Consider the following 24065-nt stretch of genomic DNA (forward strand, 5'->3'; position numbering starts at 1 on the left):
CGACAAACTTGCCAGAAACTTCTTGGCCGCCGTCCACCTCGCCGCTCTCGTCGCTTATTGGATCAATTGAGTCTGAACCCTAGTTCTCGACAGCGCGCTTGCTCTCGGCTTCGCTTTGATACGTTTGTCGTTGTCTCCAGCTCGGGTAGCACACTACAGCTCGCAAGATTTCGGAACTGAGTATTGCAGAAATCCCCGCGACACACGTTCGGATTTGCCATCGCACGGCAGGTCCAAGAGTCCTGGTGCAACAAGGGAAGCCGCCACACAGCATCCGAAAAGATCTGAACCCTCTAACCAGCTCGCCTCTGGTGCGGGGCATCCCGCGCGGCTTGTTCGGCAGCAAAATCCGACGCGCCCTGAAGAAAATCCATCTGCCCGGGGAGGAAACGGTCGAAGGCTTCAGGGGGTATGGGTACGCGCTGCCGGGACAGAGCTTCGATTACTTGTGAGATGGAGGCTTCACCGGAACATCTGCAATGGGTCCAAAAGGCGAAGAACTCAACGTGAGCCAATCTAGTCACCATGCCTCGGTGAGCGGACCTCGTGGAGGGCTGCCGCTACTTCGCCGATGGGCCAACAAGCCACGTCATTCGACAACTTGGTCGTCCGTGAACAAGGTTCTAAGCCGGACTAACGAAGGCGATCCGCTATAGTCTCGCCGGCTGCTGCGCTTGTGCCGCGACTGGCCGCGTCGCCGCCATGCCCACAAAAGCGTAATGAACTCGCGCCGTTGCATGTGCCCCCTGACGGGAAAACCTGATCGACTACTCAAAGCCTAGCATCTTACGATTGGATAGGAGCGAGAAAGGTGGAGATCGACCTCAGCACTCGTGAGCCGATGCCAGCCCAGGCTCATTCGAGTCCGTTTGCCCCGTGTCTTCCCAATGTCTGATCTAACCTCGACAGCTGCCGTGCAGGAAATGCAGCAGTTGCGACGACGATCAGCTGCACGACCGGACGCCCGGAAGTGGCGGACAGCCCGCTGCGCCAGCGGCGGAAAGTAGGAGATTTCCCTTGAAGCCGGCGTTCTGGTATGACCCGGCCCCTAGATCGCGAGGTCTCGCGCGGGTTTCGTCAAGCAATAGAACAGGACGCGGCCCGATCCGCGTTAAGGACAGACGTTTTTCGCTGCATCGAGAAGTCGTTTCGTTAATCCCACGAAGTCATTCTGAAACGAACGCCTGCTGTTGTGGTGTGCGTCGGATCTTGGCTGTCTTCAACGGAGAGTGACATGAGCCCTGCAATTGCATGGCTGCTGCCTCGCGCGTCCGCGAAATCGGTCGCCGACATCGACACCGCGCTCTCGGTGGCGATGTTTAGTGGCTTGGGCCTGTTATTGTCCCTCTCTGTTCTGATCGTCGACAAATACCCCCCGGGCGAATGGTTCTGAGCTGAGCGCTACCACCCTGTGTCTGACCGCGTCTGCGCCTTGACTGCCGGCGAGGCCGCTCGAGCACGGCATGCGGATCAAGTTTCCGATGTTGCTGATGTCGTCCCGCGATTTCGGCCGTTGGGCCCATGTGAGCCGGGGAAGCTTTCTTCGCCATCCAGCTCGTTCAGCGGGTGCCAGCAGGTTGGGCTTTCGTTCGTCCTCTGAAGTCCTGTCTGATGAAGGTCACGCCAACTTCGCCGCCGTTTACCCACGCCAGCTCGCATCGGCGATAGGCAAGGCCGGTCGACGAGAGCACCAGGAAGAACTCCATCAACGGCAAGCCCTCCACCGAGCCCTCGATCAACAGCTTGGCTCCGCCGTCAGATACGTCCTTCAAAGTGCAACCGCGTTGCCAGGTTCCGTCGATCGCCATCATGCTCGCCGGAATAGCCCGCTCGAATGCAACTCGCCGCGCTCCTCGCTTGTCCGGTGCTCTCATCACGCCCCTTCCAGATCAGGCAACGAGGGCACCAGCGACGGCATCTGCAGACGCGAAGATACCGGGGAGCTTGCGACAGAGCAGTCCCGGCCCTGCTCCTTTGCGTGGTACAAGGCGATGTCGGCGTCACGGGTGAGCGCCAACTCGTCCGTGGTCGCGTCGCGCTTTTCGGCGACGCCCACGCTTATGGTCACGTACTTTCGTGGCGAGCGCGGATGGTGGATCTGCAAACGAGCGACTAACATTCGTATCGCGTCGGCTACTTTCACCGCCCTTTCTTCGTTCACGCCGGGCAGGATCACCGCGAACTCCTCGCCGCCATACCGCGCCGACAATCCTCCCGTCTTCGCGGTGGCGCTTCCGATCACCTCGGCAATGCGCTGGAGGCAACCGTCCCCGGCCTGGTGGCCGAGGGCGTCGTTGAAGCCCTTGAACTGGTCAATGTCGATCAGGAGAACCGATAGCGTGTCATGTTTGGCGTAGGCCTCCCGCAAGAAGGCATCGAAGCTGCGCCGGTTCGCGAGCCGCGTCAGACCGTCTGTCGTCGCGAGCTGCGCCAGTCTAAGGTTGGCTGATGACAGCTCGTCCTCGAGGCGCTTCTGCTTCGTGATGTCGCGAAGAGTTCCGACGATCTCCAGCTCGCCGCCGAGGGACTGCTCGGCCAGCTTGAAGTGCGCCTCCAACCAAGCCATGGTCCCATCTCCCCGCCGAATACGAAACCGAACTGAGCTGGAGGCGCTCGCGTGCTTCACCTCTCGGCTCGCGGCCATGACCTTTTCTCGGTCGTCGTCATGGACCACGTCGAGACACGACCTGCCGAGGAAATCATTCTCGGTCATCCCGAGCACAGCCACCACCGAAGGCGACACGTAGCGGAGGTATCCCTTTCGGTCCATCACGATGACGATGTCGGCGATGTTGTCCGCCAACAAACGCAGACGCGCCTCCCGCTCCCGCAGCGACCGTTCCAATCCGGTCCTGAAGCTGAATTGGCTCCTCAACAGCGTCGCCATGGCGACGATGATTGCGACCAGCAGGGCCGCTACGATGGCATCCGAGATGAGATCGGTCCGCCAGTTGGCCAGCACCTCGTCCTCTGATCGCGCCACCGTGACGACCACCGCGTATTCGGCGTCCAGCTCGTATGCGATATATTTGGTGAGACCATCGAACGGGGAGGTGATCTTGTAGGACCCGCTGGGGCTTTCATTTGTGCGCTTCTGGAACAGAGAGGTGTCGGCGATCTTTCGGCCGCTTTCCACCACCGGCGAGCGAGCGAACATTGTTCCATCGGTGGACAGGAGGCTGATGCCGCCTTGAGCGCCGACACCAAAGGACGAATAGAAATTGCTGAAGTAGTCGCAGTCGATCGCAGCGACCACAACACCTGCGAATTCCCCGGTTGGAGTGCTGATCCGCTTCGACAGGATGATGGATTGTTGCCCGCTAGTCCTGGAGATGATCGGCCCGCTCAGCAGCATCTTGGGGCTGGGATTGTCCCGATGGTGTACGAAGTACGTACGGTCGGAGTTGTTGTGGTCGGGTAGGCGCGCGAAGGATGAGTACCGCCAATTACCCTCCGCATCCAAAACGCCGATCTCGCGGATCTGCGGCAGAGAGCGGGTCGTGGCGACCAGGTGGGCATTGAACCGCTCAGGCAGTGGGCTCTGGTACTTTAGCAAGTCCGCCAACCCGGTCATGGCCACATCAGGGGCCTTGAGGGTAGTGGTTGCGTGCCTGGCCAGCGAACGGGCCAAATTGCCCAAATCCTCCTGTGCCCGGACCAGGGTCGCCTGACGGGCCACCGACGCCTTCCAGGCAACGAGGCCGAGGACGCTCGTCATCATGACGGCCAGGAAGGCGCCGACCACCAAGAGGGGCTTGCGGTGTATCGCCTGATGTAGTGATGCCACGACCGTGTCACCTGCTCGGGTGCATTCGATATGACGATCATCATTTTTGCCTTCAAAGCTGCTAACGACCGTGGCCGAGGTTGAGGCAAATGCAGGCTTTGGCTAACAGGCCTTTGAGAACCCGAGCGGAATCCGGCAGTGCCGTGGTACTTCGGTAGTGCGTCCGGCAGCGGCGGGCACTTCGCCCGCCTTCAAATTCGCGGCCCGCGAGGAAGGCGGCACCCGGCCAGAAGGAGATGCTGATGCCGATCGCCGGCAAGAAGCCGGCGAAGAAGCCGGCAGCTGGGGCGCGGAAGTCAGCGTAGGTCGTGTCTTCGGTTTCGTTGCGTGCGAGCCTGCCGCGGGTGAACGCATTTCGATGGTCGCTCCGGAGCGCAGCACCGCGGACAGCGCAGGACCCGCAAAAACCCGGGAGCCGCATTGCTACGGGGTTGCCCGTCGACGATCGTTCACGCTTGATGACTACATTTCTTCTCGATGGAGGACGACTATGACCTCGAGCGCCAGGCGCTGGGGGCGATGAAGCTCGCCGTAGAGACCAATGGGGCGGAGCGGCAACGCCTCCTCCGTCTGGCCTTGATTTGGCAGGAGCTGGCGCGCACCCGTGGCCACCGCGGGTCCAAGCGAAAAGTTCGCTTAGGGCCTCCGCCGCGGAGAGCGTGCGACTTCCGACGACTTAAGGACTCCGCCGCCCCTGAATCATGGCTTCACGGCATAGCCTTTCAGCGCCGAGATCTGGTCCGTATCGTACCGCGCCCTCAAACTCGCGATCTTGTCCGGGTCCGCCGCATCACCCTGAGCCACCGTTTCCGCCAACTCCGCGAAGTAATGTTCATGCCCGGGCGGCGATACGGTCATGAAGACCCGCGCAGGCTTGTCGGTAGAGTTGGCGATGTTGTGCGGCACGCCCGGAGGCAGAAACAGGTAGGTGCCCGCCGCGGCGCACACCCGTTCGTCCCCGACCTGCCAGTCGCATTCTCCCTCCAGGACGTAGAACGTCTCCTCCTGCACCCGATGAACGTGCAGCCCGGTGGCGAAACCTGGAGGAATCGTCCACTCGAACATCGAGGTGTGCTTCGTGTCCTCACCGGTCACGAGGAAAGCCATCGGCTGGCCCGCGAGCGTCACGCTCTTGCCTTCGCCGGGCGAGCGGATGATAGCCTTTGCTGACATCTGGTCCTCCGCAGTTTTGGTGTTCAAACTGGTGGACTGAGACTGCGCTCGGGCCGACGAAAGGTCGTGAAAGAACTCCGAAATTGTTGCAAAATCTCCCTCAAATGGACCACCATAACCCATCGGCTCTCTACAAGTTCGGTCCCTTTGCGCTCGACGGGGAGGCTGCCATGCTGTTGCGGGGCGGTGAGCCGGCTCTTCTTGGCCGTCGTGCTGTAGCTCTGCTGCGTGTGCTTCTGGAGCGTGCCGGATCTCCTGTCTCAAAGAACGCGCTGATCGAGGCGGCCTGGCCGGCCCTTGCCGTCGAGGACAGCAACCTCACCGTCCAGATCGCCGCCCTTAGGCGCGCGCTGGAGCACGAGGGCGGCGGCGGCTGGATCGAGACCCTCCCGCGTCGTGGTTACCGCTATGTGGGCCCGCCGGTTATGCGGAGCGAGTCGGGCGCGAGCGAGATGAACTCTCCAGAGCTGCCCATCCCGGAAAGGCCGTCGATCGCGGTGCTGCCGTTCGAGCATTCGGGGGACGGCTCCTGGTTCGCCGACGGGATGGCCGATGACATCATCACTGGGCTGTCGCGCATCAAGTGGCTCGTCGTGATCGCGCGCAATTCCAGCTTCGTGTATCGCGGCGTCGCGGTGGACGCGAAGCGGGTCGGGCGCGGTCTTGGAGTGCGCTATGTCCTTCAAGGCAGCGCCCGGCGGAACGACAATCGGGTACGCATAAACGTTCAGCTCGCCGACAGCGCAACCGGAGTGCAGATCTGGGCGGAGCGCTACGATCGCACGCTCGAAGACGTCTTCGCTCTGCAGGACGAGATCGCGCTCGCAGCGGTAGGCGCCATCGAGCCAAGGCTCCGCAAGGCCGAGGTCGAGCGTGTCCGCCGCAAGCGTCCCGAAAGCCTGGATGCCTACGAGCTCATTCTCCGCGCGCAACCCGATGTCGATTCAGGAATGCCGGACCGCACTGAGACAGCACTGCCGCTGCTGATGCGCGCCCTCGCCCTCGAGCCTGTCTACGCGCTGGCGCACGGCCTGGCAGCCATGGCGCACCATAATCTATTCCTCCGAGCCGGCCTCAAGGAGGAACATCGCTTGGGGTCCGTGCGTCACGCCCGCCTCGCGCTGGAGCATGGCCGCGACGATGCGCTGGCGCTCACCTTCGCCGGCTTCTCGCTCGGAATGGATGCCCATGATCGCGCCGCAGCCTTCGCCGCCTTCGAAACCGCGCTTACGCTGAGTCCGTCGACCGCGCTCGCCTTCATCCTTGGCAGCGTTGTACATAGCTGGGCAGGAGCAGCCGAGCCGGCGATCGCGTGGGGGGAGCGCGGGCTGAGGCTTAGCCCTTTCGACCCCTGGGCGTTCGCGGCGTTCGGTTCGCAGGCGATCGGGCATTTCTTGCAAAGTCGGTGGGAGCAAGCGGCTAAGGCCGCCTACCACGCGGTTCAGTCGAACCCGGCCCACAGCATCAACTACGTTATTCTGATTGGACCTCTGGTCGCCCTCGGCCGGCTCGACGAGGCGAGGGCCGCTGCGGCCCGGGTGCTTGAGTTGCAGCCGAATTTCCGGGTTAGCCGACAGTTTGCCGGCGTCCGTTGCGAGCCGGCCCTCGCCTCGAAGCTCCGTGACGGCCTGATTGCGGCAGGGCTGCCTGCGTAGGTCCGCCGTCAGCAGCGACGCCACCGGCTTTCCTTCCTGCAAGAGCACTCCGGGCGGGCGCGCAGCTGATCGTCAAGCCGTTCGGCTTCAACGACTTGGCCGCGAAGGTGCGCGACGTCGTCGACGGCGTTCCGAAGTAAAGACGCGCAGCGGCGGCCGTCGATGTCCGCAGGACCCGCAGTCGCACACTTCTGGGTCCTGCGTCCGCGAACTGTCGCAGGCCCGACAGACCCAGCCGCATCTCGGACACGAAATTCGCCGCGCGCTGCTGCCCCCTCACTTGCTCTCCGATGAAGTGCAGGCTCAAACAGCCGAACAGATCGACCGGATCAAGCGCATGGCGGCAGATGGTCCACGCGTCCTCGAAGAGATGAAAGCGCAGATCGCCGAGACCGAAAGGAGCGTCGCTGCCTTCGCCGAACAGGCGGAATCGGGAGAGACATTCGCCGAACGCGACGAAGGACGAATCGGTCTGTCGCAAGCCGAAGAGCGGTTGATCGGCGAGCGGGCCGTTCTGAACGCGGTCGATCGTCTGATCAGGCTCAAACCGCGCGCTTTCAGGTCGATTGAGCGCTTGAGCGGGCACAGCATGGATGATCCGGCAGGTGTCACGCTCAGCAGATCGCAGTGGCTAGGCGCGACCACGTATCCGCGTTTCGTCGTGCGGCCGGTCGCGCCACAACATACAATGCGTCGATCGACCGCCTTAATCGAGCATGCTCTTTGCTGCATCGATCGAGACTCGGCAGGAAAACTGGTCGGACACAACCGTCGCACGCGCACGCGCCCGGCTCGCGGCGCGCGGTTCGGCGCCCCGGCTAACCCGTGAGGGGTGCTGCGGCAACTCCACGATTGCAGTAAGGCTGTTAAGCTTCAGGATACCAACCGCCTTTACGTGTCCTTCGCCTCTCCATCCTATTTTATGAAGAGGGTGGGGCAATCTCGATGGACGTGTTCGCGCGAGTAAGTGCAGCTTTTGCCGTGGGCGATACCGCCGATCCGCTCGGTCGCTCGTCGGTCATCGAGCAATTCCGGATTCTTCGCAAGCAGGTTCCGGTTCTCTACGCCGTGCTGCTGGTCGACAGCATCAGTGTGGCGCTGGTCCTCCCGCTCACAGTATCAGCATGGCTCAGATTCGGTCTGCCGGGCGCTCTCCTCGCCCTCTGCCTGCTTCGGTTGACTCAGTGGCTCCGCCTGAAAGCGGTCGATGTCACGCCGGAGCAGGCGAAACGTGAGCTCAGGAGAACGCACGCGGTCGCGGTGGTACTCAACGCAGGATTTGTGTTCTGGATTCTGGCGCTGTTCGCAGCCGTAGATCCCGACTTGCGCGCACCGATCGCCTTGCTGGTGTTCATGGGTTGCATCGGCACGGCCTATTGCCTCGGAAGCTTTCCGCCGGCGTCCCTGCTAACGATGTTGATTGCGGGCACCCCGATCGCGACTGTGCTGCTCCTGTCAGGGGACGGCATCATGATCTCGCTCGGGATCAATCTGCTGTTGCTGCTTCTGCTGCTCGGCCGGATGATCAACACGAACTTTCGCTCCTTCGTCCAACTGATACAGGCCCATAGCAGCCTGATCCAGGAAGGGGAGCGCGCCAGGGCCGCGGAGCAGACCGCGACCGCCGTTGCCGAGCGGTTCGACCGGGCCCTCAACAACATGTCCCAGGGCTTCTGCTTCTTCGACGAGGATCAGCGCCTGATTGTCTGCAATCGGACCTACCTAGAGATCTACGATCTCGATCCGGACGTCGTCCGGCCCGGTATGAAGCTGAACGACATCGTCGATCTTCGGTATTCAGCCGGCAGCGCGCCGAAGATGTCGAAGCAGGACTATCTGGCTTGGCGCAATAGCGCGCCCGTGATCGCCAAAAGTTCGGATACAACACTCGAATTGACGAATGGACGTGTCGTGCGCATCCGGCACCGTCCCGTGGAAGGCAGAGGCTGGGTTGCCACTCACGAAGGACATCACGGAACGTCACCGAACCGAGATCGCTCTTGCCGAAGCCAAGGCGGCAGCCGAGCAGGCCGAAGCCGCCGCCCGGGCCGCTCACACGCATCTGACCGAGGCGCTCGAGGTCGTTCCTGAAGGCTTGGCCCTATTCGACAAGGATGATCGGCTGGTCCTTTGGAACAGGCAATACGCGGAGTTCTATGCCGCCCGCCGGGAAACCCTGGCGGCGGGAACACCGTTCGAAAGCATCCTGCGGGTCGGACTGGCGCGGCTGCAATATCCGGAGGCGATTGGGCGGGAGGATGAATGGCTCGCGGAACGCTTGGCACGCCATGCTCTGCCAAGATATTCGCACGAACAGCATCTGCCCGACGATCGCTGGATCCGAGTGGAGGAGCGGCGCACCGCCGATGGAGGCAGCATCGGGGTCCGGATCGATATCACCGACCTGAAGCGTCGGGAGGCCTCGTTCCGTCTCCTGTTTGAGGAGAATCCGCTGCCTATGTGGGTGGTCGATGCGGCAACGCGGCAATTGCTCGCGGCGAACGCCGCGATGTGCCGACATTACGGCTACCGCCGCGAGGACCTTCTTCTGATGTGCGAGCCGCAGCTCGAGTGCGAAGGATCGGATCGCACCGCCGAGTTCGAGCTGCACAGAACCGCGTGCGGGGATGCCATCCAGGTCGTGATCGAGTCGCGTCCGCTTCATTACGAAGGGCGCGCAGCGCAAGTTTGCGTGGCGTTCGACGTCACCGAACGCAATCGCGCCCAGGAGAGGATCAGCTATCTGGCCTCCCACGACGTTCTAACCGAGCTGCCCAACCGCACTGCTTTGGATCAGCACCTCTCGGCAGCCGTTGAGCGGGCCGAAGTCACCGACTCCGGCTTTGCCCTGCTCTGCATCGACCTTGACCACTTCAAGGAGATCAACGATCTCTTCGGTCATGCGGTCGGAGATGCCGTGCTGCGCGAAACCTCCCGCCGTCTTCAAGAAGCGGCGCAGGGCTGCTACGTGGCACGGGTGGGCGGCGACGAGTTCATCGGAATTACTGACCAGGTGCCTTTGTCGGCGAATGCGGAACTGCTGGCCACCAAGATGCGGGCAGCATTCGAGGATCCGATCGAAGTCGAAGGTCATTCTCTCAAGCTGGATCTCTGCGTCGGCGCGGCGCTGTTTCCCAGAGATGCGGACAAGATCGCCTCTCTACTCGCGAACGCCGATGCGGCGCTCTATCGGGCCAAGCACGAAGGGCGGGGCGCGATCCGCGTGTTCACGAGCGCGATGGACCAGCAGCTCCGCGAGCGCCGCGCACTTGAACATGATCTGCGGTTCGCAGTCGAGCGCAGGGAACTCTATCTTGATTATCAGCCGCAGCAACACCGCGACGGCCGCATCATCGGCTACGAGGCGCTTGTCCGCTGGCGGCATCCGGATCGCGGAATCGTTTCTCCCGGAGAATTCATCCCGGTCGCGGAGCGGAGTGGCTCGATTGCCCAGATCGACGACTGGGTGCTGGTAGAGGCCTGCCGGGAGGCCGCCTCTGGGACCGGCCCTTCAGGATCGCCGTCAATGTCTCGGCCGCGCAATTCCGCAGGGAGAACCTCGATGCACAGGTCCGTATGGCACTGCGTGAAACTGGCCTTGAGCCTTCGCGACTGGAGCTCGAAATCACGGAAGGCGTCCTGATCGAGGACGTTTCGCGCGCCAAGAAGGCGATGCAATCGCTCAAAAGCCTCGGCATCCTGATTGCGCTCGATGACTTCGGGACGGGATACTCTTCTTTGTCCTATGTCGAGGCTTTTCCTCTCGACAGGATTAAGATCGACCGGTCTTTCGTCGCCTCGCTAGGACAAAGCGAGCGATCATTGGCCATCGTTCGCGCGATCATCGGGCTCGCGCACGGTCTTGGCGTCCCGGTCCTTGCGGAAGGGATCGAAACAAGGGTCCAGATGTCGCTCCTCATCGAGGAGGGCTGCGATGAGATGCAAGGCTACCTGATCGGGCGCCCGCAACGTGATGCGGCAGTCGGAAGTCGATCCAAGCCGAGGGTTCCATCTCTCATTCATTCGGCCTCATAGCTGACGTTGCCCGCTTGCGCGCAACCGCTCGCTGAGCAGGCGAAGCGCTGGTCCAAGTCACTAACTGAGCCGCCGAGAGGCTAAGAGACTGGGAATCTCTCCCCCCATGACGAGAATGCGCCAAAACCCGCAGAAAACAAGGATTCCTAAAAAGCCCGGCCGAGTTTTGTGACCACCCGTGTGTACCACCTGATCCGCTGAAAAGGTCGTCAACGTCCGGCGATGTCGGGGCAGTTCGGGGCCATTCCCGTCCGACCATTTTTGCGATGCATAACTGTCCGGCCCCCGCCGTCGATCTAGCACCTCACCGACGTCATCTCGGGCGGCAGCCGGAACGCCCGTGGGCGGCGCGGGCGAGACCATAGGGGGCTGTAAGGACTGCGGTGAGCACCCGTCTGTCAGTCCGGGAAAGTCCCATTCCGCGCCTCGGCCGCCGAGCATTGTTGACTCCGCCGGACAATAGGCCAACCTCGACCCTTGCTCGCCCGGCAGTCGGGCAGCCGTCGGATACACGCGCTTGAGATGCAGCTTCGTCGCTCGGACCTCGCCGACCTCTCCTATTTTCTGGAGATTGCCAAGCACCGGAATTTCCGACGCGCCGCGATCGAACTCGGCATCGGAGCCTCCGCTCTAAGCCACGCGCTCCGCAGCCTGGAGGAGCGCCTTGGGGTTCGACTGCTCAACCGGACAAGCCGCAGCGTAACGCTTACCGCCGCGGGCGAGGCGTTGCAGTCAGCGCTTGCGCAGCCCTTCGACGAGATCGGCAGCGCCCTGGACGTTCTCAACCGCTTTCGCGACGTGCCGATGGGTCGGGTGCGGTTGAGCGTACCGACGGAAGCTGCCGAGTTTCTCGTTGGACCCGTGATGGCCACGTTCCTGGAACGGTACCCGGAGGTCGAGATCGAGTTCTCGGTCAACAACCGTATGATCGACGTCATCGAAAACGGGTACGACGCGGGTATCCGGTACGGAGGCACAGTGCCGCAGGACATGGTCGCGCAGCGTCTGTCCGCCGATATCCGCTGGCTCGTCGTCGGGGCTCCTTCCTACCTCGACCGCATGGGCACTCCGGTGAATCCAGGTGACCTGCAATCTCACCGCTGCGTGAAGATCAGGATCGGGGACGAGAGCATCTATCGCTGGGAGTTTGAACGCGGCGACGAGAAGATCGAGATCAATGTTCCGGGCGGGATGACTGTTGATCAAGGGCAGATCGGATTGGTCGCCGTCCGAGACGGGGCGGGGCTCATGTACGTGGCCGAGCCGATGGTGCGCAAGGACCTGCGGGACGGCACGCTGCGCACTGTGTTGGAGGAGTGGGCGCCCCTCGGGCCTGGCTTCCACATCTACTACTCGAGCCGACGGCAGGTTCCGGCGGCGCTCCGGCTCTTCATCGATCTCGTCCGGGAATTGCGACCGCTAGGCCTCTGAGGCCCCTCCGATCGATGAATCCTTCTCAACGGAACATCCGACAGCGCCAGTCTGCTGTCGGGCCTCGCGCGGAACTATCTGAGAACGGCGGCCGATCGCCGCCCGGACCCGGCCGACCGGGTGCGGAGCAGTTTGTTTCCGAGGCCAGAATGACAAGCGAAACCACTTTCGAGGACGGTGCCGTCCAGCGAGAAGCGCCGGCATGGGGCGCGGTCTTCGCGCTCACTCTCTGCGTCGCGACGCTGATCGCGTCCGAATTCATGCCCGTCAGTCTCCTGACGCCGATCGCAGCGGACCTCCACATTACCGAAGGTCAAGCGGGCCAGGCCATCGCAGTCTCCGGCATATTCGCCGTTCTTGCGAGTCTCTTCATTTCGCGGGCGACGCGCGGCATCGACCGGCGGATCGTGCTGCTGTCTCTCACGCTCCTCATGATGTTGTCAGGCTTGGTCGTGGCGCTCGCGCCGAACGAGGCCATCTTCATGGCGGGGCGGGCCCTGATCGGGATCGTCATCGGCGGCTTCTGGTCGATGTCAGCGGCGACGGCAATGCGCCTCGTTCCCGAAACTCAGGTCCCGCGGGCGCTGGCCATCTTCAACGGCGGAAATGCGTTGGCCACGACGATTGCCGCGCCGTTGGGAAGCTTTCTCGGTCAGTACATCGGCTGGCGCGGAGCCTTCTTTTCAGTCGTTCCGCTCGCCGCGCTCGCGCTGGCCTGGCAATTTCTCACGCTCCCCTCGATGCCAGCCGCGGACGACAGCCGCAGGGGCTCCGTGTTCGGAATCCTTCGCTTGCCGAAGGTCGGCCTTGGGATGATCGCAGTCGCGTTCTTCTTCATGGGGCAGTTCGCGCTGTTCACCTACGTGCGCCCATTCCTTGAAGCGGTCACTCACGTGAGCGTATCCACGCTTTCCTCGCTGCTGCTGATCATGGGCATCGCCGGTCTCCTGGGGACCTCCTTCATCGGTCTGCTCCTGAAGACCCGGCTCTACGGTCTTCTGATCGCGATGCCGCTGTTCATGGCGCTGATTGCAGCCGGACTCATCTTGTTCGGAGGGGCGGTGCCGGCCGTCGCGGCACTGCTCGCCGGGTGGGGGTTGATCGGCACAGCCGCGCCCGTCGGCTGGTGGACCTGGCTAAGCAAGATGCTGCCCGACGATGCCGAACGTGGCGGAGGGCTCATGGTCGCCATCATCCAGTTGGCGATCACTTTGGGGGCCACTATCGGCGGCTTCTTCTACGACGGCAGCGGCTACCAAAGCACCTTCAGCGTTAGCGCCACTATCCTTTGTGCCTCTTCGCTCTTGGCCTACTGGGCATGGCGTGCAAGTTGCCGATCGACCAAGGATGAGGCCGCTGTTGATCGCCCGGCTTTGCATACATGAGAAACATTCATCGTGGCATTCGAACCGCTCGCAAGAACTTGCGTACAGTTTGGGAATTGATCGGCAGCGGAACCGCGCCTGCGACCGCACCCGGGCCAACCCACCAGGAACGAAGCGGTGAAGACATGCCAAAATCCGAACTGGAAGTTTCGAGGCGGCGTCTTCTCGCCGCCAGTACGGCCACAGCCATGATCGGCGTCGTCCCGGGCGCACCGGCGCAATCGCAAGCGGCGAGTCGGAAAGCGCAGCAAGCCGCTGTCGCCTTCGAGGTGAACGGGAAGCCGTGCAGCCTTCAACTGGACACCCGCACGACGCTTCTCGATGCCTTGCGCGAGCATCTCCGTCTGACCGGAACAAAGAAGGGCTGCGACCAGGGCCAATGCGGGGCGTGCACCGTGATCGTGAACGGAGTGCGCATCAATTCCTGTCTTACGCTTGCGGTCATGCACCAAGGCGACAGGATCACCACGATCGAAGGATTGGGTCAGCCGGAGCGCCTTCATCCCATGCAGGCGGCCTTCGTCAAACACGACGGCTACCAGTGCGGGTACTGCACGCCCGGGCAGATCTGCTCGGCGGTGGCGGTGCTCGACGAGATCAAGTCGGGAATCCCGAGCCATGTCAGCGGCGACCTGACCGCTTCACCTGAACTGACGAATACCGAGTTGCGCGAACGCATGAGCGGCAACATCTGCCGGTGCGGTGCCTACTCCAACATCGCCGAGGCAATCGCCGAGGTCGCCGGGAGCAGCACATGAAGGAATTCACCTATGAACGAGCCGCTTCGTCTCAAGAAGCGGCCGCAAAGGCCCAGCAAACGAGAGGTGCGAAGTTCATCGCGGGCGGCACCAATCTTCTCGACCTGATGAAGCTCGAGATCGAGACGCCCCGTCATCTCATCGATGTCAATGGTCTCGGTCTCGACAAGATCGAGAATACCGAGGGCGGCGGAATCCGGATCGGCGCGTCGGTCAGGAACACAACGCTCGCCGCCGACATGCGCATCAGGCGCGACTATGGTGTCCTCAGCCGGGCGCTGCTCGCCGGCGCCTCGGGCCAGCTCCGCAACAAGGCGACGACCGCCGGCAATCTGCTCCAGCGCACGCGCTGCCCCTATTTCTACGACACCAATCAGCCTTGCAACAAGCGAAGCCCCGGCTCCGGTTGCGCAGCGATCGAAGGCGTCAGCCGACAACTGGCGGTCATCGGATCGAGCGAAGCATGTATCGCGACCAACCCCTCCGATATGGCCGTCGCCATGAGAGTCCTAGACGCTCAGATCGAGACGGTCGACGACAAAGGGCAGACGCGCAAGATTCCGATCGCAGAATTCCATCGCCTGCCCGGAGATACCCCTCACATCGAGACGACGCTCACCCCAGGTGAACTGATCACCGCGGTGACGTTGCCGCCACCCGTCGGCGGAACGCACATCTACAGGAAGGTGCGCGACCGCGCGTCCTACGCCTTCGCGCTGGTCTCCGTCGCTGCAATCCTGCAGCGCGACGGGACCGGGCGGGTAGCCGTCGGCGGCATCGCCCACAAGCCGTGGCGGGTCGAAGCCGCCGAAGCCGAGCTTCCTAAAGGTGCAAAGCCCTTCTCCGCAGGGTTGCTCGCCGATGCAAAACCCACCAACGCGAGCGCGTTCAAATTACCGTTGGTCGAGCGGACCGTGGCCGCCGCCATGAACGAAATGAGGCAGCGATGAAGTTCGACAGACCCGCCGAAACCAACCCCATCGACCGCTTGCGTGTCGTCGGTCGCGCCCATCCCCGCATCGATGGCCCCTTGAAGACCACCGGGAAAGCGACCTACGCATATGAGCACCACGACGTCGTGACCAATCCGGCCTACGGTGTCATCGTGGGGTCGGCGATCGCCAAGGGACGCATCAAGAGCATGAACCTGGCGGAGGCGCAGCGCGAGCCTGGCGTCATCGCCATCGTCACGGCCGAGAGCGCCGGCAAGCTCGGCAAGGGAAAATTCAACACGGCAAAGCTGCTCGGCGGTCCCGAGATCGACCACTACCATCAGGCGGTCGCGGTGGTTGTCGCGGAAACGTTCGAACAGGCGACGGCGGCAGCCGGGCTGCTACGGATCGAATACACGCCCTGTGAAGGCAGCTTCGATCTCGAAGAGGCGCTGAAGGCCGCACCCCTTGCGAAGGACCCGAACAGTCCCGAGAAACAGGGGCCACCCGAAAGTCGCGTCGGCGACTTCGAGCCGGCCTTTGCTCAGGCGCCGGTGAAGCTGGACGAGTTCTACACGACCCCCGACCAGAGCCATTCGATGATGGAGCCTCACGCCTCGATCGCGGCCTGGAACGGCGACAAGCTCACGGTGTGGACGTCGAACCAGATGATCGACTGGGGCAGGACGGATCTCGCGACCACCATCGGCATCCCCAAAGAGAACGTCCGCTTCGTGTCGCCGTACATAGGAGGCGGCTTCGGCGGCAAGTTGTTCCTGCGCTCGGATGCGGTGATGGCCGCGCTGGCAGCGAAGGCCGCGGGCCGTCCGGTGAAAGTCGCATTGCAGCGGGCGCTCATTCCCAATAACACCACACACCGCCCCGCCACCCGGCAGCGTATCAGGATCGGGGCGGGCCCTGATGGACGCATCGTCGCCATGGCGCACGAGAGCGGCTCCGGAGATCTTCCTGACGGTCAACCGGAGACGGCAACCAATCAGACGAGATTGCTATATGCCGGCGCCAATCGCCTGACAGCGATGCGCCTCGCCGTCTTGGATCTGCCGGAAGGGAACGCGATGCGCGCTCCTGGCGAGGCGCCAGGCATGATGGCGCTCGAGATCGCGATGGACGAATTGGCCGAGAAGCTTGGTCTGGACCCGGTCGAGCTACGCGTGCGGAACGACACCCGGGTCGACCCCGAGAAGCCGGAACGTCCGTTTTCTCAGCGCAATCTGGTGCGCTGCCTGCGCGAGGGCGCCGAGCGGTTCGGCTGGCAGCGCCGAAACGCGTCCCCGGGCGCGGTGCGGGACGGACAATGGCTGGTGGGCATGGGCACAGCAGCCGCGTTCCGCAACAATTTGCTGATTCCTTCGGGGGCGCGCGTTCGTCTGGGAACGGACGGGGTGGTTGTCGTCGAAACGGACATGACCGACATCGGCACCGGCAGCTATACGATCATCGCGCAGACGGCCGCCGAGATGATGGGGGTCGACCTCGACAAGGTCGTGGTTCGGCTTGGCGATTCCTCTTTCCCTGTTTCGTCCGGATCCGGAGGACAGTTCGGCGCGAACTGTTCGACTTCGGGCGTTTACGCGGCATGCGTAAAGCTTCGGGAAGCCGTTGCGCAGCGGCTCGGCTTCAACTCGGCGGACGCTACGTTCTCGGATGGGCATGTGCTTAGCGGCAATCGTTCTGCGAAGCTTGTGGACGCCGTCCGCCAAGGAGATCTGCTCGGCGAGGACAAGATGGAATGGGGCGGCCTCGACAAGAGCTACCAGCAGTCGACCTTCGGTGCCCACTTCGTCGAGGCTGCCGTCGATAGCTTCACTGGCGAGATCCGGATCCGCCGCATGCTCGCGGTGTGCGCAGCCGGCCGAATCCTGAATCCGCTGACCGCGCGCAGCCAGGTCGTCGGAGCCATGACCATGGGCGCGGGAGCCGCCTTGATGGAGGAACTCGCGGTCGACAAGCGGCGCGGGTTCTTCGTGAACCACGACTTGGCCGGTTATGAAGTGCCGGTTCATGCCGACATACCGCATCAGGAAGTGATTTTCCTCGACGAGGCTGACGACAAGGTCTCGCCCATGAAGGCGAAGGGCGTGGCCGAACTCGGCATATGCGGAGTTGCCGCCGCAATTGCCAACGCAGTTTACAACGCAACCGGCGTCCGTGTCCGTGAATACCCGGTGACCCTGGATAAACACCTGGATCGCTTGCCGGCGGTTTCTTGATTTGTGCTGCCGTCCGCATCGGTCTCGGTGGTCACAACCGCTGGTCACTAAGGCAAGTTCGTGTTGCGCATCGAGCATCTTTCACCAACCTGACGGAGAACAGTCATGCTTGCCACAGTCATGTACGGGGCGGGCGACGTCCGTTGCGAACAAGTCGACGACCCGAAACTCGTCAAGCCGACGGATGCCATCATAAAGTTGTCGGCCACCTGCATCTGCGGGTCAGACTTGTGGCCGTATCGCGGATTGCAGCCGACGGATGGTCCGGCTCACATGGGTCACGAATACTGCGGCATCGTCGTCGAAATCGGCAGCGAGGTCAGAACCGTCCGCCCTGGGCAGTTCGTCGTCGGCTCGTTCTGCCTGTCCGACAATACCTGCCCGCACTGCAAGTTCGGCTTTCACTCCTCCTGCGTGCAGCGCGAATTCATGACGGGCGCGCAGGCGCCGTACGCGCGAGTGCCGCTCGCCGACGATGTTCTCGGGACGGGCTGGTACGCCGCGGACGCCGCCAACGTCCGAGCAGGCTCGACGGTGGCCGTCGTCGGCGACGGCGCAGTGGGACTCATGGGGGTGCTGGCAGCGAAGGAGATGGGGGCAGAACGCATCATCGCCATGAGCCGGCACAAGAGCCGCCAGGAACTGGCACGCGGCTTCGGGGCGACCGACATCGTGGCAGAACGGGGGGGACCCGGCATCCAGCGAGTGAAAGAGCTCACGGCCGGCATCGGTGCGGATTCGGTTCTGGAGTGCGTCGGCACGCAGGAATCCATGACCCAAGCCATCGATTCCGTGCGTCCCGGCGGCTCGATCGGTTACGTCGGGGTACCTCATGGCGTGACCTTCGACGGCCAGGCGATGTTCTTCGCGCAACGTCGAATGCTGGGCGGACCCGCCCCGGTCCGTCGCTTCCTGCCCGATCTGATGGATCGCGTTCTGAAGGGCAGGATCAAGCCTGGCAAGGTGTTCGATCTCACGCTGCCTCTGGCCGAGGTCGCGGAAGGCTACCGCGCAATGGACGAACGGCGTGCGATCAAGACGATGCTCACGGTGTGAGCGGAGGGCGTCCTTGCATGTCGGTAACAACACTCCCAACGCCGCCCGTGGCGCAGAGCCTCACCGCTACTCTGCTGCCGATCATGGGGGTGGTCTTCGTCGCTTTCCTCGTCATCGGCATCGCGATGCCCGTCCTTCCGCTTCACGTCCATGACGGCTTGGGTCAGGGAACGTTCGTGGTCGGCCTGGTCGCCGGCAGTCAGTTCGCGGCGTCTCTGGTCTCGCGGCCGTGGGCGGGCAACTTTTCGGACAGCAAAGGAGCCAAGCGCGGCGTGGTCGTTGGGCTGGTCGCTGCCGCTGCGTCGGGGTTGCTGTACCTCGTTTCGCTTTATTTTACTCCGGTTCCCCGGGTCTCCGTGGCGTTACTGCTGCTGGGGCGAGGACTTCTGGGCGGCGCCGAGAGCTTCATCATCACAGCCGCGGTGAGCTGGGGGCTGGCGCTCGTTGATGCCGGCAGCACGGGCAAGGTCATTGCGTGGATAGGCATGGCGATGTTCGCGGCCTTCGCGATCGGCGCGCCTGCTGGCTCTGCCCTGTACACGAAGTACGGCTTCGCTGCCATCGCTGCCGCGACCGCCGCAGCGCCTCTTGCTCCCTTGATGCTTGTTGCGCGGCTTCCCGCCGTTGCCCCCACGCACCACGCCCGCTTCTCGTTCGTCGAAGTGATCGGCGCCGTCTGGGTACCGGGCCTCGGCTCGGCTCTGGGCAGCGTGGGATTCGGAGCCGTGACCACGTTCGTCGCCTTGCTGTTCGCGAACCACGGATGGGAGAACGGATGGCTCGCCTACACTGCCTATGCGGTTGCCTTCATCACGGCCCGGATCTTCTTCAGCCATGTGGCCGACAAGCTCGGCGGCGCCAAGGTCGCGCTGGTGTGCACGGTCATCGAAGCCGCGGGGCAGGCACTGATCTGGATGTCCTCCCGGCCCGAGATGGCGTTGCTTGGCGCCGCACTGACCGGCTTCGGCTTCTCGCTGGTCTATCCCGGGTTCGGCGTCGAAGCGGTCCGCCGCGTTCCGGCACACAGTCGCGGCCTGGCGATGGGCGCCTACACTGCGTTTCTCGATCTTGCCCAAGGGCTCGCCAGCCCTGCTCTCGGATTGATCGCAGCCGGCGCTCGGTTGAACCTCGTGTTTCTCGTTAGCGGTGGCACCGTCCTCTGCGCGGCACTCGTCGCTTCGTGGCTGATCGCGCACCCGTCAAATCTGGAAGGATCCTCGCAATGAGAATGCTCGCAGCGGCCATGGTTTCATTTTGCCTGTTTGCTGGCGGCTCCGCCGTCGCGGGACAGGAATCCACCGAAGGAGCAAAGACCATGTCAAAGCCGGAAGATGTCCGCGCGGTTGCGCCTGCCCTCGAAGGCTACGCGCAAAAATTTGTCCAGGGCGATCTCTGGAACCGGCCGGGTCTCTCAGCTCGGGACCGCAGCATCGTCACGGTCGCGGCGCTCATCGCCCGAAATCAGACGGTGGAGCTGCCGTACTATCTAGCTCTCTCGCTCGACAACGGCGTGAAGCCCTCGGAGATATCGGAGATAATCACGCATTTGGCCTTCTACACCGGCTGGGCTAACGCGATGGATGCGATCCCGGCGGCGAAGGCAGTCTTCGAGAGCCGCAACGTCGGGCCCGATCAGCTCCCGCCGGCGTCGGGGCCGCAGCTACAGCTCGACGAGGCGCGGGAGAAGCAGCGGACGACGCTCGTCGCGGAGCAGTTCGGGCAGATCACGCCCAGCCTTGTCCAGTACACGACCGACGTGCTGTTCCGGGATCTGTGGCTCAGGCCGGCGCTGGCTCCGCGCGACCGAAGCCTGGTCACCGTGAGCGCTCTCATCTCGACCGGTCAGGTCGCGCAGATCACCTATCATCTGAACCGCGCCATGGACAACGGGTTGACGCGGGAGGAAGCCGGCGAGGTGCTCGGCCATCTCGCCTTCTACGCCGGCTGGCCCAACGCGTTTTCCGCGGCGCCGGTCATCAAGGACGTCATCGAGAAGCGTCCGTGATCACGCGCAGGGCCGTCCTCATTGTTGGCAGCGTCGCCATCGCTGACATTCACCACCCGCTGGTGTTCGCGGCTGGAACACAGAAGGAGACGGAAATGGACATCGACATCAAGAGAAACGGCTCCCGCCCTTCACAAAAGGGGCCTCAGGACTGGTTCACCGGGACGGTGCGCATCGATCCGCTATTTCAGGCGCCAGAACCGGCCCGGGTGAGCGGCGCCTATGTCACGTTCGAGCCTGAGGCGCGGACCGCTTGGCACACGCACCCGCTTGGCCAGACGCTGATCGTCACCGCCGGCCTTGGCTGGGTGCAGCGCGAGGGCGGTTCGGTCGAGGAAATTCGCGCAGGCGATGTCGTGTGGTTTCCGCCGGGACTGAAGCATTGGCACGGCGCATCGGCGACGACCGCCATGACGCACATCGCCATCCAGGAATCTCTCGACGGCAAGAATGTTGAATGGATGGAGAAGGTCCGGGACGAACAATACCGCAAGTGATCGAGCGGCGACCGAAGCGGTCGGATTCCGGCTTGCCAGGGTTGAGTCCGCTTTTGAGGGCGCTGATCCCGTTCGACGGGGGATTTGATTTCCTCTCAGCCACTCTACGTCCACCAAACTAGCCCGACACAGCCAATTCCAGGAGGTAGACAGCAATGACCGGTTCAAAACGCTTTGAAGGAAAGACTGCTTTCATCACTGGAGCCGCAAGCGGCATCGGCCGAGCGACCGCTATAGCCTTCACTGCAGAGGGCGCGCGCGTTGCTATCACGGACAGAGGAGAGGCCGCGCTACAGGAGACTGCCGAGCAGGTGATGGCCGTCGGTGGAGACGTGCTGACGGTCACCTGTGATGTCTCAAAGCCTGAAGAGGTCGCATCGGCGCTGGCCAAGGCAGTCAAGGCCTTCGGCCGCATCGACTGCGCATTCAACAACGCTGGAGTTGAGAACAAAGCGGCGCCGCTTCATGAAATCGAGTTGGAGGAGTGGGACCGCGTTCTCAACATAAACCTTCGTGGCACCTTCATCTGCATGAAGCATGAGATCGCACAGATGTTGAGGCAAGGCGGCGGCGTAGTCGTAAATACCTCATCGGGTGCCGGCATCCGCGGTGTCGCGGGCGGTGCCTCCTATGCCGCTTCCAAGCATGCGATCATCGGCATGACCAAGTCCGCCGCAATCGACTATGCCAAGCAGAACATCCGCGTGAACGCTGTTTTGCCCGGCAACATAGCGACGCCCATGATGGACCGCTTCACGGAGGGCGACATTCAGAAGGCGATCGATCTGGAACCGGTAGGCCGTCTCGGAAAGCCCGAGGAGATCGCGGAGGCCGTACTATGGATGTGCTCGGACCTCGGCGGCTTCGTGACCGGGGCCTCGATAGTGGTCGACGGCGGTTGGTCGCTTTAGGTGCCCCCCGGCGACTGCAAAATAATCTCGCAACGTCAGGACAGACGAATCTCTATGCGCAATTTCCAGATCGCTGCAGCCGCTCTCGCGTTTTCTTCAATGGAGCCCGCCATGGCCCAAGAACGTATTCGGATTTCATCGGACTGGGGGAATGTCACCGCCGAGCTCTCCGACAATAACGCGGCGCGCTCGTTTGTGAGCATGCTGCCGTTCACGATTCAAATGAGCGACCACCTGCGCCAGGAGAAGACAGGCAGTCTTCCGTCGCCGCTGCCGGAGGTTTCGCGTCAGCGGGATTTCGACGTGGGCACACTAGGGCTGTGGGGACCCGATCACTTCGTGATCTATTATCGCAAAGGGAGGGTCCCACAGCCCGGGATTGTGATACTCGGGAACGTGACGGGGGATGTCTCCGTTTTCGACCGTCCCGGCCCGATCGCTGTTCGCGTCGAGGCCGAGAAACGGTAAGCTAGGGGACAATGGGCACCGCATAGCGATTCCGGCGCTTTCAAAGGTGAGGTGTCTCCGGATTGGCTTGGGCGCGTTGATCGCGGTGCCCTCTCCTGCACGCCCGCCATGGGGCGCCGATAGCTCGAGGCGGTGTGAACCTCCAGGTGACGGTCCTCAACATCCTGGTGAGCTATCCGGATGGCTTCCCCGTCATGGAGGACCTCAAACGCGACATGGCCATCCTTGCGACCAGCGGCCGCGATTGGGCGGACCGGACCAAGCGCCTCGCCGCACGGGTGTCCGATCTCGACATCTTTCCCGGGCTGGTCGGACGCAGCAGCAGCGGATGGCAGATCACTGCCAAGGGACGGGCGGTGCTCGAGTTCATGGAAGCCCGCCCCGCTGCGAGCGAACCGATGCAGGCGCCTTTGGTCGAGGAAGCTCCGACTGAGATAGTCGCTGCGGAGCAAATTCCTGCGCTGCGGCAGCCCGCTGACCGTGCCGGCGCAAACGCCGCGAACGGTGGCGCGAGGCGCGAGCGAGCGCGATAGCGTCCTGATCAAAGAAAGAAGCCGCCAGGAGGGCTCGGCGGCTTGATAGTCCCGAACTGTCGAGTGCTTCCCCCAGCCCCACGTACCGCCGTTACCTTGTTTGCGGCCATACCACCCGATCGGGCGCGTTTCGATTCGGTCATCGGGGTGCCGAGTTGTGCACGGGGTGGATTACAGAGCCGGCAAGGCACGGAAAGAAGATGACGGGAGCCGAACCCGCGCCCTATCCGCAGCCGCGACCGCTCCGCCGACCCTGACCACGCCCAGCACCCCGCATTTGAATGGAGGGCCCGTTCCCTGCGGATGTCCCTTCAGTGAAACGACGCTGCTATCCAGGTTACCGCGATGCGGCCTGCCGTCAAATCGCCTTGCCCCCGATGCCGCGGAGCAAGGGCCATCTGGATGAGTGCCTTCCGCAGTGCTCCGCGGTCAGCCGTCCGGCACGATCGCAAGGAGGCGTCGTTTCAAGACACGCCTGGGGGCCGCGCGCTACACGACTCCAGCTCGGTCATTTTGCATATGAACCCGGAGTCCCACGGATAACCCACATCAAAGGAGTTGACGAGGTGAGCTTGTCATCCTACTGGTCTGACCAAGATCAGACCAAAAGAGATCGGGATGGAGCTTAAGCGCGCGGCCGAAGGCGAAAAAGGGTTTGAGAAGGTGTTTGCCTTCCTGCGCGAACGCCTGCTCGCGGGCTCGCTCAGGCCCGGCGACCGCCTGGTTTCGGAACGCGAGCTCGCCACCCTGCTAGGCGTTAGCCGGCCGATCGTTCGCGAGGCGCTGCGTGCCCTGACGGTGCTCGGCATCGTCGAGATCCGCGACCGCATCGGTACTGTGGTGACCCGGCCGGACGTCTCGGTACTGAACGACTTCTTCACCTTCGCCCTCGCCCACCAGGCGGACATGCTTGACGACGTCATGCAGGCGCGCGTCGCGATCGAATGCCAGGCGATCCGCCTCGCCTGCGAGCGCGCCAACATTGCCGATTTCGAACGGCTGCAGCGTGCACTGGCGAAAATCGGGGAGACCATCGACGAGGCCGATGCGGGCGGCATGGCCGACTTCGAATTCCATCGCGCCATCGTCGTGGCCTCGCATTCGGAGACGTTGACGGTCCTGCACGGGTCGCTGGCGGGTCTGCTGACGCATTCGCATCGCAGCCGCCGCAAGCTGGTGCAGGCCTTCCCGTCGATGAAGACGTA

20 protein-coding genes and 1 pseudogene are annotated in these 24065 nt (G+C 63.0%); 18 read left to right on the top strand and 3 right to left on the bottom strand.

The features are described from left to right. The first annotated feature begins 1234 nt into the window (after positions 1 to 1234). Positions 1235 to 1393, top strand: a complete 159-nt coding sequence (locus IVB32_RS01095) for a hypothetical protein (RefSeq protein WP_247409577.1) — start codon at positions 1235 to 1237, stop codon at positions 1391 to 1393. Between the two features lie 166 nt (positions 1394 to 1559). On the opposite strand, the gene IVB32_RS01100 is transcribed toward IVB32_RS01095, so the two are convergent. From IVB32_RS01100 to IVB32_RS01115, 3 genes are all read right to left on the bottom strand, one after another. Further along, complete coding sequence (locus IVB32_RS01100; protein ID WP_247409579.1) at positions 1560 to 1874, bottom strand: PilZ domain-containing protein; 315 nt, start codon at positions 1872 to 1874, stop codon at positions 1560 to 1562. After that, on the bottom strand, positions 1874 to 3787 hold the full coding sequence (locus tag IVB32_RS01105; RefSeq protein ID WP_247409581.1) for a diguanylate cyclase: 1914 nt from the start codon (positions 3785 to 3787) through the stop codon (positions 1874 to 1876). Before IVB32_RS01105 ends, IVB32_RS01100 begins: the two co-directional genes overlap by 1 nt. A gap of 699 nt (positions 3788 to 4486) precedes the next feature. Further along, a complete protein-coding gene (locus IVB32_RS01115; protein WP_247409583.1) occupies positions 4487 to 4960 on the bottom strand; it encodes a cupin domain-containing protein in 474 nt (157 codons plus the stop codon). A 104-nt stretch (positions 4961 to 5064) separates the two neighbouring features. On the opposite strand from IVB32_RS01115, the gene IVB32_RS01120 reads away from it, so the two are divergent. From IVB32_RS01120 to IVB32_RS01200, 17 genes and pseudogenes are all read left to right on the top strand, one after another. Further along, on the top strand, positions 5065 to 6615 hold the full coding sequence (locus IVB32_RS01120; RefSeq protein WP_247409584.1) for a winged helix-turn-helix domain-containing protein: 1551 nt from the start codon (positions 5065 to 5067) through the stop codon (positions 6613 to 6615). Positions 6616 to 6895: 280 nt separating this feature from the next. After that, a complete protein-coding gene (locus IVB32_RS01125; protein ID WP_247409586.1) occupies positions 6896 to 7444 on the top strand; it encodes a hypothetical protein in 549 nt (182 codons plus the stop codon). A gap of 116 nt (positions 7445 to 7560) precedes the next feature. Continuing rightward, positions 7561 to 8706, top strand: a complete 1146-nt coding sequence (locus IVB32_RS01130) for a PAS-domain containing protein (RefSeq protein ID WP_247409588.1) — start codon at positions 7561 to 7563, stop codon at positions 8704 to 8706. A 4-nt stretch (positions 8707 to 8710) separates the two neighbouring features. After that, a pseudogene (locus IVB32_RS01135) lies at positions 8711 to 10650 on the top strand (EAL domain-containing protein). Positions 10651 to 11172: 522 nt separating this feature from the next. Continuing rightward, positions 11173 to 12081, top strand: a complete 909-nt coding sequence (locus IVB32_RS01140) for a LysR family transcriptional regulator (RefSeq protein WP_247409590.1) — start codon at positions 11173 to 11175, stop codon at positions 12079 to 12081. Between the two features lie 149 nt (positions 12082 to 12230). Next, on the top strand, positions 12231 to 13466 hold the full coding sequence (locus IVB32_RS01145) for an MFS transporter (RefSeq protein ID WP_247409608.1): 1236 nt from the start codon (positions 12231 to 12233) through the stop codon (positions 13464 to 13466). 125 nt (positions 13467 to 13591) lie between these two features. Beyond that, the gene (gene paoA / locus IVB32_RS01150; RefSeq protein ID WP_247409591.1) at positions 13592 to 14224 is read left to right on the top strand and encodes an aldehyde dehydrogenase iron-sulfur subunit PaoA; all 633 of its coding nucleotides are present in this window, start codon (positions 13592 to 13594) and stop codon (positions 14222 to 14224) included. Next, positions 14221 to 15174, top strand: a complete 954-nt coding sequence (locus tag IVB32_RS01155; protein ID WP_247409592.1) for a xanthine dehydrogenase family protein subunit M — start codon at positions 14221 to 14223, stop codon at positions 15172 to 15174. The genes paoA and IVB32_RS01155 overlap by 4 nt, the downstream gene beginning before the upstream one ends. Further along, positions 15171 to 17390 (top strand): aldehyde oxidoreductase molybdenum-binding subunit PaoC, encoded by a 2220-nt coding sequence (gene paoC / locus IVB32_RS01160; protein WP_247409593.1) that lies wholly within the window; start codon positions 15171 to 15173, stop codon positions 17388 to 17390. Before IVB32_RS01155 ends, paoC begins: the two co-directional genes overlap by 4 nt. 105 nt (positions 17391 to 17495) lie before the next feature. After that, positions 17496 to 18446 (top strand): zinc-dependent alcohol dehydrogenase family protein, encoded by a 951-nt coding sequence (locus IVB32_RS01165; RefSeq protein WP_247409594.1) that lies wholly within the window; start codon positions 17496 to 17498, stop codon positions 18444 to 18446. 17 nt (positions 18447 to 18463) lie between these two features. Further along, positions 18464 to 19672 (top strand): arabinose transporter, encoded by a 1209-nt coding sequence (locus IVB32_RS01170; RefSeq protein WP_247395289.1) that lies wholly within the window; start codon positions 18464 to 18466, stop codon positions 19670 to 19672. 89 nt (positions 19673 to 19761) lie between these two features. After that, on the top strand, positions 19762 to 20451 hold the full coding sequence (locus IVB32_RS01175) for a carboxymuconolactone decarboxylase family protein (RefSeq protein ID WP_346659283.1): 690 nt from the start codon (positions 19762 to 19764) through the stop codon (positions 20449 to 20451). A 101-nt stretch (positions 20452 to 20552) separates the two neighbouring features. After that, positions 20553 to 20948, top strand: coding sequence for a cupin domain-containing protein (locus IVB32_RS01180; protein WP_247395304.1), 396 nt, complete (start codon positions 20553 to 20555; stop codon positions 20946 to 20948). Positions 20949 to 21103: 155 nt separating this feature from the next. Further along, positions 21104 to 21859, top strand: a complete 756-nt coding sequence (locus tag IVB32_RS01185) for a glucose 1-dehydrogenase (RefSeq protein ID WP_247395287.1) — start codon at positions 21104 to 21106, stop codon at positions 21857 to 21859. 54 nt (positions 21860 to 21913) lie between these two features. Beyond that, complete coding sequence (locus tag IVB32_RS01190; protein WP_247395286.1) at positions 21914 to 22327, top strand: cyclophilin-like fold protein; 414 nt, start codon at positions 21914 to 21916, stop codon at positions 22325 to 22327. 134 nt (positions 22328 to 22461) lie between these two features. Further along, positions 22462 to 22860 (top strand): hypothetical protein, encoded by a 399-nt coding sequence (locus tag IVB32_RS01195; RefSeq protein WP_346348263.1) that lies wholly within the window; start codon positions 22462 to 22464, stop codon positions 22858 to 22860. Positions 22861 to 23478: 618 nt separating this feature from the next. After that, a partial coding sequence (locus tag IVB32_RS01200; RefSeq protein WP_247409596.1) for a GntR family transcriptional regulator occupies positions 23479 to 24065 on the top strand: 587 nt, incomplete at its 3' end.

Origin of the sequence: Bradyrhizobium sp. 23, from assembly GCF_023073295.1 — a bacterium.
Lineage (GTDB): Bacteria > Pseudomonadota > Alphaproteobacteria > Rhizobiales > Xanthobacteraceae > Bradyrhizobium > Bradyrhizobium canariense_D.

Coding starts and splice junctions, on each gene's coding strand:
- IVB32_RS01095 (WP_247409577.1), top strand. CDS start 1,235: ATGAGCCCTGCAATTGCATGGCTGCTGCCTCGCGCGTCCGCGAAATCG.
- IVB32_RS01100 (WP_247409579.1), bottom strand. CDS start 1,874: ATGAGAGCACCGGACAAGCGAGGAGCGCGGCGAGTTGCATTCGAGCGG.
- IVB32_RS01115 (WP_247409583.1), bottom strand. CDS start 4,960: ATGTCAGCAAAGGCTATCATCCGCTCGCCCGGCGAAGGCAAGAGCGTG.
- IVB32_RS01120 (WP_247409584.1), top strand. CDS start 5,065: ATGGACCACCATAACCCATCGGCTCTCTACAAGTTCGGTCCCTTTGCG.
- IVB32_RS01130 (WP_247409588.1), top strand. CDS start 7,561: ATGGACGTGTTCGCGCGAGTAAGTGCAGCTTTTGCCGTGGGCGATACC.
- IVB32_RS01140 (WP_247409590.1), top strand. CDS start 11,173: ATGCAGCTTCGTCGCTCGGACCTCGCCGACCTCTCCTATTTTCTGGAG.
- IVB32_RS01145 (WP_247409608.1), top strand. CDS start 12,231: ATGACAAGCGAAACCACTTTCGAGGACGGTGCCGTCCAGCGAGAAGCG.
- paoA (WP_247409591.1), top strand. CDS start 13,592: ATGCCAAAATCCGAACTGGAAGTTTCGAGGCGGCGTCTTCTCGCCGCC.
- IVB32_RS01155 (WP_247409592.1), top strand. CDS start 14,221: ATGAAGGAATTCACCTATGAACGAGCCGCTTCGTCTCAAGAAGCGGCC.
- paoC (WP_247409593.1), top strand. CDS start 15,171: ATGAAGTTCGACAGACCCGCCGAAACCAACCCCATCGACCGCTTGCGT.
- IVB32_RS01165 (WP_247409594.1), top strand. CDS start 17,496: ATGCTTGCCACAGTCATGTACGGGGCGGGCGACGTCCGTTGCGAACAA.
- IVB32_RS01170 (WP_247395289.1), top strand. CDS start 18,464: ATGTCGGTAACAACACTCCCAACGCCGCCCGTGGCGCAGAGCCTCACC.
- IVB32_RS01175 (WP_346659283.1), top strand. CDS start 19,762: ATGTCAAAGCCGGAAGATGTCCGCGCGGTTGCGCCTGCCCTCGAAGGC.
- IVB32_RS01185 (WP_247395287.1), top strand. CDS start 21,104: ATGACCGGTTCAAAACGCTTTGAAGGAAAGACTGCTTTCATCACTGGA.
- IVB32_RS01190 (WP_247395286.1), top strand. CDS start 21,914: ATGCGCAATTTCCAGATCGCTGCAGCCGCTCTCGCGTTTTCTTCAATG.